The organism is Streptomyces sp. NPDC006265, from assembly GCF_040613555.1.
In the GTDB taxonomy this organism is placed as follows: Bacteria; Actinomycetota; Actinomycetes; order Streptomycetales; family Streptomycetaceae; genus Streptomyces.
This window is the reverse complement of the sequence record NZ_JBEXSH010001021.1, coordinates 1-2,934: the sequence shown is the minus strand read 5'-3', so window position 1 is coordinate 2,934 and position 2,934 is coordinate 1. Positions and strand designations below refer to the sequence as shown.

At 73.0% G+C, this 2,934-nt stretch carries 1 protein-coding gene and 1 pseudogene; both read right to left on the bottom strand.

The features are described 5' to 3' along the window. Nucleotides 1-82: 82 nt before the first annotated feature. Nucleotides 83-421 (bottom strand): annotated as a pseudogene (locus tag ABZ281_RS44525) (zinc ribbon domain-containing protein); the annotation flags it as partial. Between the two features lie 3 nt (nt 422-424). After that, nucleotides 425-2,863 (bottom strand): tetratricopeptide repeat protein, encoded by a 2,439-nt coding sequence (locus ABZ281_RS44520; protein WP_356663994.1) that lies wholly within the window; start codon nt 2,861-2,863, stop codon nt 425-427. Between the last annotated feature and the right edge of the window lie 71 nt (nt 2,864-2,934).

Genomic DNA, 2,934 nt, shown 5'->3' with positions numbered 1-2,934 from the left:
TGCGCTCCGGCCACGGCGCGGATGTGGTCGAGGTGGTCGGCGACATCGCGGACGGTCGGGCCGGTCTGCTCGGCGGTCAGCGGCACCAGACACAGACCTTGCCGCCGGTGCCCGCGGCCTGGGCCGCTTGCTCGGCGGACACCCGTGGGTCCGGTGCCTGGAGGAGGTACTCGTCGGGCTGTGTCTGGTAGATCTCCGGCGCCGCGGGCCCGTCGGGCTGCGGCGGACGGTCGAACCGCACGCCCGCGGCCGGCGGAGCGCCCTGGGCGGGCACCGAGCCGTTCATGGCGATGGTCGGGTTGTCCTCCGGCCGTGCCGGCACGGCGGACAGGTCGTATCCGCACGCGCCGCAGAAACGGTCACCCGACTCGAGGGGTTCCTCGCAGCTCGGGCAGGCGGACAACTGGGGCATCTGCGACATCAACTACACCCACGTCCGGGGGCGGTAACGATTTGCACGTTCCACCAGGTCGATCCTCTCCTCGCCGCCCCGCGCCAGCCGGGCCAGCATGCGGTACGAGCGTTCCAGACCGAAACGCAGGCCCCGCTCGTCCAGGCCACTGCCGAGCAGTGTCCGTCCCCCGGCGGTGGGAGGGGCGCAACCCTGGCCCCCGGAGAGTACCCAGTCGAGCGCGCAACCGAGGACTTCGGCCGACAACTGCTCCCGCCGCGCCGGATCCAGACCGTACGCCTCCAGCGCCTCGACCTGCGCCGCGGCGGCCGTCAGATCCTCCAGGAACGGCGCGTCGGAGGCGCTCGCCGTGCGCTGCCGCAGCCGCGCCCGGACGGCCGCCACGCGCGCGGCCGTGTAGTGGATGGAGGACTCCGGGACCGACTCCAGCGTCCGTACGGCACCGCGCCGGTCCCCGGTCGCCAGCTGGACGCGGGCCAGGCCGAACGCGGCGCTCACATAGCTCGGGTCGGTCGACCACACCAGCCGGTAGTACTCGGCGGCGTTGTCCAGCTGCCCCAGCACCTCCGCGCACAGGCCGAGCGCCAGCTTGGGCGCGATCTCGCCCGGGAAGGCGTCGTAGATCGCGTCGAAGGCGAGGGCGGCACCCTCGTCGTCACCGGTCACCAGCGCGGCCGCGCCCCGGTACCAGACCACCCGCCAGTCGTCGGGCCGCTCACCCTCCAGCGCGACCAGCGCCTGCAGCGCGGCGGCCGGCTCGCCCGTCTCCAGCCAGGCCCGGATCTGCCGCAGCCGCGTCTCGATCGACGGGGCGGGGGCGGCTGCCAGGGCGCCGAGGAGTTCCGCGGGGGCGGAGGTCATCAGGCCCGCCAGGAAACCGGCGTTGGGGTCGGTCGGGTCGACGCGCGGGACGGGCAGGGCGAAGGCGGCGGCGGGGGTGTCGACGGGCCTGACGAGGCTGTGCGGCATCGCGGGCCGCTGCTGCGGCAGGGCGGCGGGAGTGCCGCCGCGAGCCCGGGGCCGCACCACCCGCGCACCCAGGCGGGACACCTCGCCGTCCAGTCTGGGGAACAACACCGTGTCCGTGACCCGCAGTTCCGGTCCGAACAGCGTGGACAGGGCGGGGCGGGCGCGGCCTGTCTGGAGGGAGACGACCTCCCGCAGGACGCCCGTCAGCTGTTCGGTCATCTCCTGCGCGGAGGCGAACCGGCGGACCGGGTCGGGATCCGTGGCCCGGACCAGGAGCCGGTAGAACGACTCGTACTGCCGGAACACCTCGATGTGGTCCGGGTCGGGCAGGGAGTCCACGTAGACGTTCGTGTAGCCCTGGAAGTCGAACGTCATGACGGCGAGGGTGCGGGCGACGGTGTACAGATCGCTCGCCACCGACGGGCCCACCTCGGCCACCTCCGGGGCCTGGTAGCCGACCGTGCCGTAGATGGCCGACTCCTCGTCGTCCGTCCTGCGCACCGCGCCCATGTCGATCAGCTTCAGCTGGTCCTCGGTCTGGATCGCGTTGTCGACCTTGAAGTCGCAGTACAGCAGGTTCCGGCTGTGCAGGTGCCCGAGCGCCTCCAGCGCCTCGATGCCGTACGCGCAGGCCTGCTCCACCGGCAGCGGGTCGCGTCTGCCCTGCGCGGTGCGGCGGGCGTTGGCGATCTCCTTGAGGGACTTGCCGCCGACGTACTCCATGACGATGTAGCCGTCGAGCGAACCCGTGCGCTGGTCCAGGTGCTCCACGAAGTTGTAGATCCGCACGATGTTGGCGTGCTCGATCTCCGCGAGGAAGCGCCGCTCGGAGATCGCCGCCGCCATCGCGTCCTGGTCGCCCGTGTCCAGCAGGCCCTTGAGGACCACCCAGCGGTCCGAGACCGCCCGGTCGACGGCGAGGTAGATCCAGCCCAGGCCGCCGTGCGCCAGACAGCCGACCACCTCGTACTGGCCGTGCACCACGTCACCGGCCTTGAGCTTCGGCACGAAGGAGTACGGATGGCCGCACTTGGTGCAGAAGCCCTCCGTGCGGCCCGGCCGGTCGCCGCGGGCCCGGCCCACCTGGGCGCCGCAGTCGGAGCGCGAGCAGAACCGCTTCCGCTCGGGCACCTCGGGGTTGTCCAGGACCATCTCGCGCGGGTCGGGCCGCGGGATCGGCGGCACCTGCACCAGACCGGCGCCCAGCCGGCCCCGGGACCCGGAACCGGCGGCCGAGCCGGAGCTGCGCACCGACACCGAGCGGCCCGTCGACCTGCCCGACAGGGACCGCGACAGGCGCCCCGACACCGAGCGGCGGGACTTCGACGACTGGGACGACGTCCTCGAACTGCGGCCGCTGGAGCGGGAACTGCCGCTGCCAGCGGAGGCGCGGGAGCCGCCCCTGCCCCCGGCGGTGATGCCGGTGGGAGGCGAACCGACCTTGCCGTCCGCGGCGACGACCGGGGGCCGTACGGGTCTCATCAAGGAAGGCCTCCGCAGCCTTCTTCCCACCGTCCTCGATCGAGTAGTTCTTCGCCTTCTGCGTCCCGTCC

Excerpts from the sequence above, each read along its gene's own strand:
- ABZ281_RS44520 (WP_356663994.1), bottom strand. The coding sequence starts at position 2,863 with ATGAGACCCGTACGGCCCCCGGTCGTCGCCGCGGACGGCAAGGTCGGT.